The 13,279-nt window shown below is 74.3% G+C and carries 14 protein-coding genes; 9 read left to right on the top strand and 5 right to left on the bottom strand.

All coding sequences use genetic code 11. The annotated features are described in order from the left end of the window. The first annotated feature begins 97 nt into the window (after positions 1-97). Positions 98-1,264 (top strand): MBL fold metallo-hydrolase, encoded by a 1,167-nt coding sequence (locus B7L92_RS21550; protein ID WP_081239129.1) that lies wholly within the window; start codon positions 98-100, stop codon positions 1,262-1,264. Between the two features lie 11 nt (positions 1,265-1,275). On the opposite strand, the gene B7L92_RS21545 is transcribed toward B7L92_RS21550, so the two are convergent. Both B7L92_RS21545 and B7L92_RS21540 read right to left on the bottom strand, forming a co-directional pair. Then, entirely contained in the window at positions 1,276-1,899 is a 624-nt protein-coding gene (locus B7L92_RS21545) for a DedA family protein (protein ID WP_081239131.1), read from the bottom strand. Positions 1,900-1,946: 47 nt separating this feature from the next. After that, a complete protein-coding gene (locus tag B7L92_RS21540) occupies positions 1,947-2,714 on the bottom strand; it encodes an MBL fold metallo-hydrolase (protein ID WP_081239128.1) in 768 nt (255 codons plus the stop codon). Positions 2,715-2,812: 98 nt separating this feature from the next. On the opposite strand from B7L92_RS21540, the gene B7L92_RS21535 reads away from it, so the two are divergent. The 5 genes from B7L92_RS21535 (at position 2,813) to dnaK (ending at position 8,898) form a co-directional block, all read left to right on the top strand. Then, a complete protein-coding gene (locus B7L92_RS21535) occupies positions 2,813-3,214 on the top strand; it encodes a hypothetical protein (protein ID WP_081239127.1) in 402 nt (133 codons plus the stop codon). A gap of 90 nt (positions 3,215-3,304) precedes the next feature. After that, positions 3,305-5,386 carry a phage holin family protein gene (locus B7L92_RS21530; RefSeq protein ID WP_081239126.1) on the top strand — a complete coding sequence of 694 codons (2,082 nt, stop codon included), beginning with the start codon at positions 3,305-3,307 and terminating at the stop codon, positions 5,384-5,386. 270 nt (positions 5,387-5,656) lie between these two features. Then, positions 5,657-6,085, top strand: coding sequence for an OsmC family peroxiredoxin (locus tag B7L92_RS21525; RefSeq protein WP_081239125.1), 429 nt, complete (start codon positions 5,657-5,659; stop codon positions 6,083-6,085). A 78-nt stretch (positions 6,086-6,163) separates the two neighbouring features. Beyond that, a complete protein-coding gene (locus B7L92_RS21520; protein WP_081239124.1) occupies positions 6,164-6,934 on the top strand; it encodes a glycerophosphodiester phosphodiesterase family protein in 771 nt (256 codons plus the stop codon). A gap of 92 nt (positions 6,935-7,026) precedes the next feature. Next, complete coding sequence (gene dnaK / locus B7L92_RS21515; protein ID WP_081239123.1) at positions 7,027-8,898, top strand: molecular chaperone DnaK; 1,872 nt, start codon at positions 7,027-7,029, stop codon at positions 8,896-8,898. Between the two features lie 63 nt (positions 8,899-8,961). On the opposite strand, the gene B7L92_RS21510 is transcribed toward dnaK, so the two are convergent. Then, positions 8,962-9,777, bottom strand: a complete 816-nt coding sequence (locus B7L92_RS21510; RefSeq protein WP_081239122.1) for an SAM-dependent methyltransferase — start codon at positions 9,775-9,777, stop codon at positions 8,962-8,964. A 148-nt stretch (positions 9,778-9,925) separates the two neighbouring features. Further along, positions 9,926-10,789, bottom strand: a complete 864-nt coding sequence (locus B7L92_RS21505) for a Sco1979 family transcriptional regulator (RefSeq protein ID WP_081239121.1) — start codon at positions 10,787-10,789, stop codon at positions 9,926-9,928. A gap of 251 nt (positions 10,790-11,040) precedes the next feature. Here B7L92_RS21505 and B7L92_RS21500 point away from each other — a divergent pair, with 251 nt between their 5' ends. Next, complete coding sequence (locus B7L92_RS21500) at positions 11,041-11,466, top strand: hypothetical protein (protein ID WP_081239120.1); 426 nt, start codon at positions 11,041-11,043, stop codon at positions 11,464-11,466. Here the strand turns inward: B7L92_RS21500 and B7L92_RS21495 are convergent. Then, a complete protein-coding gene (locus tag B7L92_RS21495) occupies positions 11,448-12,269 on the bottom strand; it encodes a helix-turn-helix domain-containing protein (RefSeq protein ID WP_081239130.1) in 822 nt (273 codons plus the stop codon). The genes B7L92_RS21500 and B7L92_RS21495 overlap by 19 nt on opposite strands. Before the next feature lie 142 nt (positions 12,270-12,411). Between B7L92_RS21495 and B7L92_RS21490 the strand changes: the two genes are divergently transcribed. After that, positions 12,412-12,717, top strand: a complete 306-nt coding sequence (locus B7L92_RS21490; RefSeq protein ID WP_081239119.1) for a 4a-hydroxytetrahydrobiopterin dehydratase — start codon at positions 12,412-12,414, stop codon at positions 12,715-12,717. Between the two features lie 5 nt (positions 12,718-12,722). Continuing rightward, positions 12,723-13,279 (top strand): class I SAM-dependent methyltransferase (locus B7L92_RS21485; RefSeq protein WP_081239118.1); only part of this gene is annotated, 557 nt, incomplete at its 3' end.

Below are 13,279 nucleotides of genomic sequence, written 5' to 3'. Positions count from 1 at the left end.
CTTCAGATGGATCAGCGCACGTGCAGCGTGCGCTGATCCATCTGAAGTCGGTCTTCGACGATCTCCGTGACGACGCTCGGCGATGGGAGTCTCCTCGATGACGCAGCAGTCCGAGTCGGCCGCGAGCACGGCCGGGAGAGCGACCACCGGCACGACCACGACCGTTTCGGAAGCCGGCGACCACGGGCCGGACGGCCTCTCCGCCTCCTTCTCCGAGGCCCCGTACGCCCCGCCGGCCGAGCCCCGCCCGCTCGCCGAACGCCGGGTGTGGCCGCGTACCTTCCACGACCGGCTGACCGCCCCGCTGCCCGGCCTCGGGGCCCTGGCCCGCTTCGCCCGCGAGGGCGCCGTACGGCCGGGGCGCGAGGGCCTCGCCGACATACCCAGGCTGCCGTACGCCCCCGGCCCGCTGCCCCGCGTCGACGCCCGCACGGTCGCCGTCACCTGGGTGGGACACGCCAGCTGGGTCGTGCGGATCGGCGGCCTGACCGTGCTCACCGACCCGGTCTGGTCCCGCCGGATCCTCGGCACCCCGGCCCGCGTCACCCCCGTCGGCGTCGCCTGGCAGGCGCTGCCGCGCGTAGACGCGGTCGTCATCAGCCACAACCACTACGACCACCTCGACGCCCCCACCCTGCGCAGGCTCCCGCGCGACACCCCGGTCTTCGTACCGGCCGGGCTCGCCCGCTGGTTCCGCCGCCGCAGGTTCACCCGCGTCACCGAGCTGGACTGGTGGGAGGCGGCCGAACTGCATCCAAGGGGCGGCGCCGAGGGCGCCTCGGCCGAGGGTGGTGGCGGGCGACGGGCGGGCGTCCGCTTCGACTTCGTGCCCGCGCACCACTGGTCCAAGCGCAGCCTCACCGACACCTGCCGGTCGCTGTGGGGCGGCTGGGTGCTCACCGACGGCGAGGGACAGCGCGTCTACTTCGCCGGCGACACCGGCTACGGCCACTGGTTCTCCCGCATCGGCCGCCGCTATCCCGGCATCGACCTCGCCCTGCTGCCCATCGGCGCCTACGATCCCCGCTGGTGGCTCCGCGACGTCCACTGCGACCCCGAGGAGGCGGTGCGCGCCGCGCAGGACCTGGGCGCACTCCACATGGCGCCCATGCACTGGGCGACCTTCGTCCTCTCCGCGGAGCCGGTCCTGGAGCCCCTGACCCGCGTCCGCGCCGCCTGGGAGAAGGCGGGCCTGCCCCGTGAGCGCCTGTGGGACCTCCCGGTGGGCGGCTCCCGGATCCTGGGCCGGCCCGGTACCCCGTAGGCGGCGGCACGCTACCGCGCGGCCCCCCGCAGCCGCCGCCACACCCCCGGCACCGCGCTGATCAGCACGGTCAGCGCGATCGCCGCGACCACGCCCTCCCACGGCTCCTGGAACAGCGAGCCGCCCAGTATGCCGATCAGCTGGTACGTCACCGCCCAGGCCAGGCAGGCCGGCAGATTGCCGCGGACGAAGCGGCGCACCGGCCACCGCGCGATCAGGCAGGCCAGCATCACCGGCAGGCGCCCGGCCGGCATCAGCCGGGACAGCACCAGCACCGCCACCCCGTGGTCGGCGAGCTTCGTCTGCGCCTGCTCCAGCCGGTCCTCCGGCGCCCGCGCCCGGATCGCCTCCAGCCAGCGCGAGCCGTTCTTCGACTTCATCCCCCGCCGCCCCAGCCAGTACAGCGCCAGGTCCCCGAGGAACGCCGCCAGCGACGCGGTGACGAACACCAGCGCCAGCGAGAACGGCGCCGCCCGGTGGAAGGCCACCACGGCCGCCGAACTGACCAGCGCCCCCGTCGGCACCACCGGCACCAGCGCCCCGATCAGCACCAGCAGGAACAGCGACGGGTACCCGACCGCCTGCTGGGTGGACTCCGGCACCACGGTCACCGGGGCGGCCGCCAGCGCGGCCATCGCGGACAGGGGCGCGCCGACCGTCTGGACCAGGGCGACGGACGGGATCACCACGCGGCCTCCGGGCGCACGCTCTCGCCGTGCCCGAGCCGGTGCACCGCCACCCCGGGCGCCCGCACGGCGGCCAGCCGCACGAACTCGTCGCCCGGCGCGTGGAACTCGTGCGGGCGCACGGCGTCCATCCCGATCGGCCAGTACGTGCCGTAGTGCACCGGCACCGCGCTGCGCGCCCCCAGCCGGGCCAGCGCCTCGGCCGCACGGTCCGCGTTCAGGTGCCCCTCGCCCAGGTACGGTCCCCAGCCGCCCACCGGGAGCAGCGCCAGGTCGACCGGCCCGACCTCCTTGGCCATCGTGTCGAACAGTCCGGTGTCCCCGGCGAAGTAGGTCCGGGCCTCGCCCTCCAGGACGTAACCGAGGGCGGGGGAGCGGTGCGGCCCGTACGGCAGCCGCCGCCCGTCGTGCCGCGCGGGGACGGCCCGCACGGCCAGGTCGCCGACCGTCGTCACGTCACCGGGCGCCACCTCGCTCACGTCGAGGTGCGTGAGCCGGCGCAGCCCCGGTACGGCACGTCGTGCGCCCCGGGGCACGAGCAGGCGCGTGCCCGGGGCGAGCAGTGCGAGCGAGGGCACGTGCAGGTGATCGGCGTGCAGGTGGGAGACCAGGGCCACGTCCGCGTGCCGGGCCTCGGCCGGCGGCACCGCACCGCGTCGGCGGCGCAGGTGCGCGAGCCGGTGGGCGAACAGGGGGTCGGTGAGCACACGGACGTCCGAGTCCTCGACCGTGCACGTGGCGTGACCCCACCAGGTGACCTCCACCGCACTCCTCCGCCTCTCTCACGCTCCCTCACGCGACTCCCCGAAGCCTACGTGCAGGAGTAGGGTCGGCGGCGGGGAACCGGAGGTGAGGGGGCGCCATGGGGCCGGTCCGGGTGACGGCGATCGCGAGTCTGACGCCGCTGGAGGAACTGGACGCCGATCCCTTCCTGGTGGACGCCCGCAGCCAGCACGCCATGTGCGCCCGCTGGGCCGCCGAGCACGGCTACGTGGTGACCCGGGAACTGCTCGTGCGGGGGCTGCGCCCCGACCACAGCGTCCTGTGGGAGGGTGTGCGGCCCGGCGCCGACGTGTTCGTGGCGCCCAGCCGACGGGTCCTGGAACGCGCCCTGTCCTCCGTCGAGGAGTTCACCGCCCAGTGCGCGCGGCGCGGGGTGCGCGTGGAGACGGCGGGCCACGCCGAACCGTCGTACGACGCGGCGATGAAGGCCTGTGTGCACCGCCGGCTGTCCATGCCGACCGCCGGCTACGACGGCCGCTGAGATGCCGGAGGCCCGTGCGACCGGGGACAAAACGCCTCTTCCGGCCGTTGTGGCAGGGTGGGTACGGGCTTTAGGGCCGGGACGTGAGGTGTGCTGGGCGTGGGTGGCGGGCGTTGGCGACGGATCGCCAGTCAGATCGGGCGGAGCATCACCGTGTGGGTGGTCTCCACGCTCACCATGCTGCTGCTCGCCGGGATCCTGCCGGACTTCCGGCTGCGCTCGGCCGACGGCGACAGCGCCACCGACATCGCGGTCACCGCCGCCTTCGGGGCCGGTGCCTTCGGCCTGCTGTCCGCCCTCGTCTGGCCGCTGCTGGTGCGTCTGCTGCTGCTCGTGCCGGCGCTCGTCCTCGGTCTGCTGGTGTTCTTCCTCAACGGCGCGCTGCTGTGGCTGGCCCTGTACCTGAATCCCGTGGAACGCGGTGCCGCCGCCCCGGAGACCGCGGTCGTGGTGGCCGCCGTGATGTCCGCCGTCGCCTCCGCCACCGGCGCCGCCCTCGCGGTGCGCGACGACGACGCCTACCGCCGCCGCCTCTACCGCCTGGCCGACCGCCGGCGCCGCTCCACCCCTCCTTGCGCGGACACACCCGGCACCGTCTTCCTGCAGCTCGACGGCGTCGGCCACGACATCCTGCTGGACGCCGTCGACAAGGGCCTGATGCCCACCGTCGCCCGCTGGCTCGGTACCGGCACCGGGGGCCGGCCCACCCACCGGCTCAGCCCCTGGCGCACCGACTGGTCCAGCCAGACCGGCGCCAGCCAGCTCGGCATCCTGCACGGCAGCAACCACGACGTGCCCGCCTTCCGCTGGTACGAGAAGGCCCGCCGCGAGGTGATGGTCTGCAACCGCCCCACCAGCGCCGCCGAACTCCAGGCCCGCGCCATCGAGTACTCCGGCCACGCCGGCCTGCTCGCCGAGGACGGCGCCAGCCGCGGCAACCTCTTCGGCGGCGGCGCCGACGAGCAGGCCCTGGTGCTGTCCATCGCCACCCGCCGCCGCGGCCCGGGGTCCCGCTCCCGCTCGGGCTACTTCGCGTACTTCTCCGACCCCGCCAACGCGGTGCGCACCGCCCTGTCCTTCGCCGCCGAGGTCGGCCGGGAGATCGGCCAGTCCACCCGGGCCCGGTTCAGGAAACAGCGCCCGCGGGTCTCGCGCGGCGGGCTGTACCCGTTCGTCCGGGCCTTCGCCACGGTCGTCGAACGGGACGTCGTCGTCGCCGCCGTGATGGGCGACCTGCTCGCCGGCCGCACCGCCGTCTACGCCGACCTGGTCGCCTACGACGAGGTCGCCCACCACTCCGGGCCGGCCGGCCGGGACACCGAGAAGGTCCTCCAGCGCCTCGACCGCGCCCTCGCCCTGATCGAGAAGGTCGCCGAGCACGCCCCGCGCCCGTACCGGATCGTCGTCCTGTCCGACCACGGGCAGAGCCCCGGCGAGACCTTCCGCTCCCGTTACGGCCTCACCCTCGGCGACCTGGTGCGGGCCGGCTGCGGGCTGCCCGTGCCGCGCAGGGCCCGCCGCACCCACAGCGGCGCGGAGGCCCGCGCGGCCGTCCGGGCGGCGCTGCGCCGGCCGGTCGAGGAGGGGGCCGAGCACTACCGGCCCACCCGCGGCTCGGAACCCGTCGTGCTCGCCTCCGGCAACCTCGGCCTGGTCTCCTTCCCGGACGTGCTGCACCGGATGACCAAGGAGGAGATCGACGCCCGCCATCCCGCGCTGCTGCCGACCCTCGCCAACCACCCCGGCATCGGCTTCCTGCTGGTGCGCAGCGAGGCCCACGACGGTGTCGTGCTCGGCGCGCACGGAGCGGAGGTCCCGCTGGCGGAGCTGGACGACGACCCGGGGCCCCTGGCGGCCTTCGGCCCCGGCGCCGCGGACGTCGTGCGCCGCACCCACACGTTCCCGCACACCGCCGACATCATGGTCAACTCCTTCTACGACCCGGCCGACGGCGAGGTCCTCGCCTTCGAGGAGCAGATCGGCTCCCACGGCGGTCTGGGCGGCGCCCAGTCCCGTCCCTTCCTGCTGTCCCCCCTCACGCTGTCCCCGCCGGTCGCCGACGGAGCGGAACTCGCCGGCGCCGAGCAGGTCCACCACGTGCTGCGGCGCTGGCTGAAGGAGGCGGACGAGGCGGGACGGCCGGAGGAGCCGGGCCGGCAGCGCGCGGCCTGACCCCTCCGCGGCCCGACCCCTCCGCGAACGGCTCCCGGGCGCCGCGCCGGGGCTCGTCGCCACCGGCGGCCGGTGCGGCGTGCCGCGGGTCCGGCGCGAGCACGCGCGTCCGCTCCCGCGGGGCGCGCGGGAGCCGTTCACCGTGCGGGGGCCGGTCTTTACGGGTGCGCCGGGCCGGAGTGTGATCGGATGGAGCCGGGAACCCGGTGGCCGGGTTCCCGGACCGAGCACGGCCGGACACAGGGCCGGACATTTTCGAAAGGATGCGTCATGGCAACCACGCGCTCCGCACACACCGTTTGGGAAGGCAGCCTGTTCCAGGGCAGCGGGGTCGTCTCCTTCGACTCCTCCGGCAGCATCGGCGAGCAGCCGGTCACCTGGGCGTCGCGCGCCGAGGAGCCCAACGGCAGGACCAGCCCGGAGGAGCTGATCGCCGCCGCGCACTCCAGCTGCTTCTCGATGGCCTTCTCCAACATCCTCGACAAGGCCGGCACCCCGCCGACCCGCCTGACGACCTCCGCCGACGTCACCTTCGTGCCCGGCGAGGGCATCACCGGCATCCACCTCACCGTCGAGGGCACCGTCCCCGGCGCGGACGAGGCCGCCTTCCAGGCCGCGGCCGAGGACGCCAAGGTCAACTGCCCGGTCAGCCAGGCCCTGAAGGGCACGGAGATCACCCTGACGGCGAAGCTCGCCTGACCGCTCGCCCCGCCGAGTCCCGCGGGCCGCCCCACCCGGGCGGCCCGCGGCACGTCCCCTGCCGGGAGCCGACCGACCATGACGCCACGCCCCGCCGTCTCCGCCCACCGGGGAGGCTCCGAACGTGCCGCCCCGGCCACCTGGGAGGCGTACGAGGACGCGCTCGCGTCCGGCGCCGAGTACGTCGAGTTCGACGTCCGGCGCACCGCGGACGGCGTCTTCGTCGTCCACCACGACGCCCGGGTGTGCCGCACCGGGCCCTTGCTGTCCACGCTCACCCACGCCGAGCTGAACGCGCGCGCCGGCCGTCCCGTGCCCGTCGTGGACGACGTGATGGCGCTGGTCGCCGGAAAGCTCATCGGGCACCTGGACCTGAAGGAGACCGGCCACGAGCGGGAGCTGATCGACCGCGCGAGGGCCCTGCTCGGCGAGGACGGCTTCGTGGCCACCACCCTGGAGGACCGCTCCCTGGCGGCCATCACCCGTGCCTTCCCCCGGGTGCGCACCGCGCTGTCCCTCGGCCGGGACGGCAGGGAGGTCGGCCGCGGCCGGCTGGTGCCGACCCGGCTGAGCGAACTGCTGCCGATGCGCCGCGTCCGCGCCTGCGGTGCCCACGGGGTGGCCGTGCACCAGCGCCTGGCCCGGGCCACGGTGCTGCGCGAGGCGGCCCGCAACGGGCTGTTCACCCTGGTGTGGACGGTCAACGAGGACGCGGCGCTGCACGGCTTCCTCACCGATCCGCGGGTGGACGTGCTGGTCACCGACCGCCCGCGCCGCGCCGTGGAACTGCGCGCCGCCCCTCCCGCCGGGGCCGCCCGTGCCCGCCGCCTCCGCCGCCCGGCCGGTTGACAAGAACCCACTCAACCTATTGACAACGGTCTGCTCAAGTTTTGTGCTGGAAGTCAGAGAGTGCCCCGGCGGAACGGCGGAAGGGGACAGCGATGGGACGTGCGGTCGGAATCGATCTGGGAACCACGAACTCGGTGGTGGCCGTGCTGGAGGGCGGTGAGCCCACCGTGATCGCCAACGCGGAGGGCGCGCGGACCACCCCCTCGGTGGTGGCCTTCGCCAAGAACGGCGAGGTGCTGGTCGGCGAGGTCGCCAAGCGGCAGGCGGTGACGAACGTCGACCGCACCGCCCGCTCGGTCAAGCGTCACATGGGCGACGCGCAGTGGCGCTTCCCGGAGCACGGCTCGGTGGACGGCACCCGTTACCGGGCGCAGGAGCTGTCCGCCCGGGTGCTGCAGAAGCTGAAGCGGGACGCGGAGTCCTATCTCGGCGAGGACGTCACCGACGCGGTGATCACCGTGCCGGCGTACTTCGACGACACCCAGCGGCAGGCCACCAAGGAGGCCGGGGAGATCGCCGGCCTGAAGGTCCTCAGGATCATCAACGAGCCCACGGCCGCCGCCCTGGCCTACGGCCTGGACAAGGAGAACGACCAGACCGTCCTCGTCTTCGACCTGGGCGGCGGCACCTTCGACGTGTCGCTGCTGGAGATGGGCGAGGGCGTCATCGAGGTGAAGGCCACCAACGGCGACACCCGCCTCGGCGGCGACGACTGGGACCAGCGCCTCGTCGAGTACCTCGCCAAGCGCTTCAAGGGCGGGCACGGCGTCGACCTGCTGCAGGACAGGATGGCGGTGCAGCGGCTGCGGGAGGCCGCCGAGAAGGCCAAGATCGAACTGTCCTCCTCCTCGGAGACCACGATCAACCTGCCCTACATCACGGCCTCCGCCGAAGGGCCCCTGCACCTGGACGAGAAGCTCACCCGCGCCCAGTTCCGGGAACTCACCGAGGACCTGCTGGAGCGCTGCAAGAAACCCTTCCACCAGGCCGTCAAGGACGCGGGCGTGGAGCTCTCCGCCATCGACCACGTCATCCTCGTCGGCGGCTCCACCCGGATGCCCGCCGTCACCGACCTGGTCCGCGAACTCACCGGCAAGGACCCGCACAAGGGCGTCAACCCCGACGAGGTCGTCGCCGTCGGCGCGGCGCTGCAGGCGGGCGTCCTGCGCGGCGACGTGAAGGACGTCCTGCTGCTCGACGTCACCCCGCTGTCCCTCGGCATCGAGACCAAGGGCGGCATCATGACCAAGCTGATCGAGCGCAACACGACCATCCCCACCCGGCGTTCGGAGATCTTCACCACCGCCGCCGACAACCAGCCCTCGGTCGGCATCCAGGTCTACCAGGGTGAGCGCGAGATCGCCGCCTACAACAAGAAGCTCGGCGTCTTCGACCTCACCGGCCTGCCGCCCGCCCCGCGCGGCATCCCGCAGATCGAGGTGGCCTTCGACATCGACGCCAACGGGATCATGCACGTCTCCGCCAAGGACCTCGCCACCGGTCGCGAGCAGAAGATGACCGTCACCGGCGGCTCGGCGCTGCCCAAGGACGACATCGACCGCATGATGCGCGAGGCCGAGCAGTACGCCGAGGAGGACCACAAGCGCCGCGAGGCCGCCGAGACCCGCAACCAGGCCGAGCAACTCGTCTACCAGACCGAGAAGTTCCTACGGGAGAACAGCGACGTGATCCCCGGCGACACCAGGTCCGAGGTCGAGTCGGCGCTCTCGGAGCTGAAGGGGCTGCTGGAGCAGCAGTCCCCCGAGACGGCCGACCTGCGCGCCGGCGTCGAGAAGCTCGCCGCGGTCAGCCAGAAGATGGGCCAGGCGATGTACGAGCGGAACCGGCAGACCCCCACGGAGAACGCCGAGCAGCAGACCTCGCCGCAGGAGGAGGGCGTCGTCGACGCGGAGATCGTCGACGAGGACAGGGAGTCCGGGGAGCGCCGGAACGGTGCGGCCTGACGGGCCGTCCTCCGCGCGGCCGCCCCGGGGCGCCCCCGGGCGCTCCCCGGGGCGGCCGCCGGGTCACGGCTTGCGGGCGACGCCCGCGTAGACCGGCACGATCCCCTCCGCCTGGGCCGCCACGTCCTCCGCCTCCGGGCGCCACCCGTGCACCGGGATCACCCCCGGGCCCAGCAGTTCCAGCCCGGTGAAGAAGCGGGAGAACGCGGCCAGTGAGCGCGGGTGGAAGGGCGTGCCGCCGCTCCGGAAGTGGTGCGCCGCCTGCTCGACGGCCGCCGGGTTCAGGTCCGGGGTGACCTGGGAGAGGATCAGGTGGCTGCCCGGCGCGAGGGCGGCGACGTACCGCTCCAGCAGGCCGTACACGTCGTCGCCGTCGGGGTCGTCGTCCAGGTAGTGGGTCAGCGCGACCAGCGACAGCGCCACGGGCCGGTCCAGGTCCAGCGTCTCGCCGGCCCGGCGCAGCAGCGCCTCCACGTCCCGGACGTCGGCGTGCACGTACTCCGTGGCGCCCTCGGCGGTGCCGTGCAGCAGCGCCTCGGCGTGCCGCAGCACGATCGGGTCGTTGTCCGCGTACACCACGCGCGACCCGGGTGCGACGCCCTGGGCCACCTGGTGCAGGTTGGGCGCGGTGGGGATGCCGGTGCCGATGTCCAGGAACTGGCGCGTCCCCGCCTCGGCGACGGTGCGTACGGCCCGGTGCATGAACCGGCGGTTGGCGCGCGCCCCGCGCACCGCCGTGTCGTCCGCCGCGAGGATCTTCCGCGCCAGCTCCTCGTCCACCGGGTAGTTGTCCTTGCCGCCGAGCCACCAGTCGTAGACGCGGGCCGGGTGCGGGCGGCCGGTGTCGACGGGGGCGTGCGCGGCGTCGGGTCCGGTCATGCGCTGTCTTCTCCTCGTGGGGTCGAAGGCTCGCCGTGCTCGGTGGTGCGAGGGCCCGCCGTGCCCGGTGCGGGACGCGCGGTGCCGTGGGGAAGACGCCGCGCCCGGCACCCGGGTTGCCCCGTGCCGCCGCCGCGGTGCCACCCGCTCAGTAGGTCTCCCGCCACTGCCGCAGCAGTTTCTCCGTGCGCCGGGCCGAGGCGGCCCGCGCCGTCATGTGGTCCAGGACCTCCAGGTGCGCCGAGACCTCCTTGCGGGAGTCCAGGTACAGGGCGCCCGTCAGGTACTCGGTGAACACCATGTCCGGCAGCTCCGGCTCGGCGAACCGGAACAGCGAGAACGGCGCGTACGTCCCCGGGTGCGGCCCGTCGGCGAACTCGGCGACCTGGAGCGTGATCCGGTCCCGTGCGGACCACTCCAGGAGCTTGTCGAGCTGGTCGCGCATCACCCGGCCGTCGGTGCTCACCGGGCGCCGCAGCACCGTCTCCTCCATGATCACCCAGAGGTGGGGCGGATCCTCGCGCTCCAGGAGCCGCTGGCGCTCCATGCGCAGCGCCACGTGCCGTTCGACCGCCGCGGGCCCGGCGCCCCCGATCGTCCCGGCCTCCAGGACGGCCCGCGCGTACTCCTCGGTCTGCAGCAGTCCCGGCACGAAGTGCGGCTCGTAGGAGCGGATGATCCGGGCCGCCCCCTCCAGGCTCACGTACAGGCTGAACCACTCCGGCAGCACGTCGTGGTACCGCTGCCACCAGCCCGGCCGGTTCGCCTCCTCGGCGAGCTCGACGAACGCCGCCGCCTCGCTCCCGGACACCCCGTACGCGGTCAGCAGGACCTGGACGTACGGGATCTTCAGCGCGACCTCGGCGGTCTCCATCCGCCGGACGGTCGCGGGGGCCACCCGCAGGACCCGGGCGGCCTCCTCGCGCCCGAGGCCCGCCGCCTCCCGCAGCTCCTGCAGCCGCCTTCCCAGCACCACCTGGCCCACGGTCGGTGCGGCCCGCCGCTCACTCAACGCCACGCCTCCCCGACGTGCCCCAGCCTGTGATCAGTCTGTCATGTCCCTCCGACCCTCTCACGCGGGACGGAACGGCGGGCCGCCTTCGCCGGCCCGGGCCCGCCCGGCCCGTACGGCATGACCCCGAAGGTAATCGACCGGGCCCGGTCCCCGGGCGATCGTGGGGGCACCGGGTCCCGGGCCGGCGCACTCCGGCCCGGGACCCGGGACCGGCCGCCGCAACCGATCCCACCGGAGGGTGATCCATCATGTCCGCGACCCAGCTCACCGTGCTCGCCCGGACCGTGGAACCGAACGTCGCGCTGCGCCGGTTCCTGGCCCTCGACGCCGTGGTGACCGGCGCCAACGCGCTCGCCTACCTGGCCCTCTCCGGCCCGCTCGGGCGCCTCCTCGGCGTCGGCTCCGGCCTGCTCCTCGGGCTCGGCGCGTTCCTCGCGGCGTACGCGGCCGGCGTCGGCCTGGTGGCCTCCCGGCCGCACCCGCCCACCCTCGGCGCGCGGATCGTCGTCGAGGCCAACCTCGCCTGGACGGCGGTGAGTCTCGCCGCCCTCGCGCTCTGGCTCGCCCCGACCGCGGCGGGCGCGGTCTGGACGGTCCTCCAGGCCCTGGCCGTGGCCGGCTTCGCCCTGCTCCAGCACCTGTCCCTGAAGACACGTCAGCTCAGCCGGGACTGAAGGTACTTGGCCGTCGCCGGGTCCGCCGGGAGCAGCGTCTCCACGGCCAGCTCGGCGACGGTCACGTCCATGGGCGTGTTGAACGTGCAGATCGACGACACGAACGACAGCGTCCGCCCCTCGTGCTCGAGCAGCATCGGCAGCGCGAAGTACGCCACCGGCCCCTCCGGTTCCTGCGCGATCCCCCCGCCGGACTCCGGCACCGGGAACGCCGCCACCTCCTCGTACAGCGCCCGCAGCGGTGCGGAGCGGCGCAGCGCGATCTGCCGCTCCATCTGCTCCAGCAGGTGCCCGCGCCACTGGCGCAGATTAAGGATGCGCGGCGCGAGCCCCTGCGGGTGCAGCGTGAGCCGCATCGCGTTCAGCGGTGGCTCCAGCAGCGCCGGAGGAATCCCGTCGAACAGCATCGTGACCCCCCGGTTGGCCGCCACGACGTCGTACATCGCGTCCACCACCAGCGCCGGATACGGCTCGAAGCCCCCGATCAGCCGCTCGATGCCGTCCCGCAGCACCTCCAGCGCCGGATCGTCCAGCGGGGTGTGCGGGAACCGGGGCGCGTAACCCGCCGCCAGCAGCAGCGCGTTGCGCTCCCGCACCGGGACGTCCAGGTGCTCGGCCAGCCGCAGCACCATCTCCTCGCTGGGCCGGGAACGGCCGGTCTCGATGAAGCTGATGTGCCGGGCGGAGGAGTCGGCGCGCAGGGCCAGCTCCAGCTGGCTGATCCGCCGCTGCTCCCGCCAGGCCCGCAGCAGCGGGCCCACGCCTTCGGCGGCGGAAGCGGTACCGGAGGGGGCAGTGGTCATGCCGGGACCGTAGTCGAGAAACGGCCGTTCCGGGGAGCCGCACGCCGTTGACCAGGCCACCGGAGCCCTCCTGTGGCAGCCTGAGAGGCGCGCCCCCGTGCGGGAGCGACCAGGAGACCGAACCGGCGAAGGAGCGCAGCCCATGCCCGTCGAACCGCTGTCGCAGAAGGAGATCGAGGACCGGCTGGCCGAACTGCCGGGCTGGTCGCTCGACGGGGACCGGCTCACCCGCTCCTACCGGCTGGGGTCGCACTTCGCGGCGACGGCGATGGTCGTCCACATCGCCCAGGTGCAGGAGGAGCTCGACCACCACTCCGACCTCACCCTCGGCTACAACACCGTGTCGCTGTCCGTGCACACCCACAGCGCGGGCGGCGCCGTCACCGAGAAGGACGTCGAGCTCGCCCGCAGGGTGGAGGACCTGGCCCCCGGTCACGGTGCACACTGAGGCGCGTGCTGGACTACGACGAGGAAGCGGCCCGGTACGACGCCCTGCGCGGCGGTGAGCCACGCGCCGCCGCCGCCGCGTCGGCCGTGCTGAGCCTGGTGCCGGAGCAGGCCAGGGAGCTGCTGGACGTGGCCTGCGGCACCGGCATAGTGACCCGGCGGCTCGCCGCCGCCCGCGCCGGCCTGCGGGTGACCGGTGCCGACCTCGCCCCGGCGATGACCCGCCGGGCCGCCGCCCGCCTGCCCGGCGCCGTGGTCCGCGCCGACAGCCGCCGGCTGCCGTTCGCCGCCGGCCGGTTCGACGCCGTGGTCAGCGTGTGGCTGCTGCACCTCCTGTCCGGCCCCGGGGACGTGCGGGCCGCCGTCGGCGAGTGCGCCCGCGTCCTGCGGCCCGGCGGGGTCTACGTCACCACCGTCGACAAGGGCGCCTCCCACAACGTCGCCAGCGACATCGACGCCGTGCTCGCCGCCCGCCCGCGCAGCCCGGTGCCCGACGCCGCCGCCGCCGTCGAGGCCTGCGCCGCCGAGCACGGCCTGGTCCCGGCCGGGCAGGCCCGCTTCCG

Source organism: Streptomyces viridosporus (assembly GCF_002078235.1).
In the GTDB taxonomy this organism is placed as follows: Bacteria; Actinomycetota; Actinomycetes; order Streptomycetales; family Streptomycetaceae; genus Streptomyces; species Streptomyces viridosporus.
This window is presented reverse-complemented; position numbering and strand designations above follow the sequence as displayed.